Origin of the sequence: Bifidobacterium ruminantium DSM 6489 (genome assembly GCF_000770925.1) — a bacterium.
GTDB classification, from domain to species: Bacteria; Actinomycetota; Actinomycetes; order Actinomycetales; family Bifidobacteriaceae; genus Bifidobacterium; species Bifidobacterium ruminantium.
Genome location: NZ_JDTK01000066.1, coordinates 1 through 267, shown reverse-complemented (window position 1 = coordinate 267; position 267 = coordinate 1). Strand labels below are relative to the sequence as shown.

Sequence of the window (267 nt, the reverse complement as noted above, 5' to 3'; positions counted from 1 at the left end):
GGTTGGTTCCGCGTCTTTCCTGTGCTTCGATCCCAGGCGACAATGAGCGCTTGGTGGTCACGATTCGATTCCGATGGGCTTTGCGCCTCGCGTCCGCTAGCCGGTTCCCGAACCGCCACGAAGGATTGATTTGCCGGCTTGGATTCCTTTGGTCTCCTTGCCGTGGCCGTTAGATTTGCGGTGGTCATAGCCCTGGTGAGACGCCCGGTCCCATTCCGAACCCGGTAGCTAAGGCCAGGCGCGGCGATGGTACTGCACTCGAGAGGG

Annotated in this window: 1 rRNA gene; it reads left to right on the top strand. The window is 61.0% G+C overall.

The window, feature by feature from the left end:
* Positions 1 to 176 precede the first annotated feature (176 nt).
* Positions 177 to 267: ribosomal RNA gene (rrf, locus tag OU26_RS09790) — 5S ribosomal RNA — on the top strand; the annotation flags it as partial.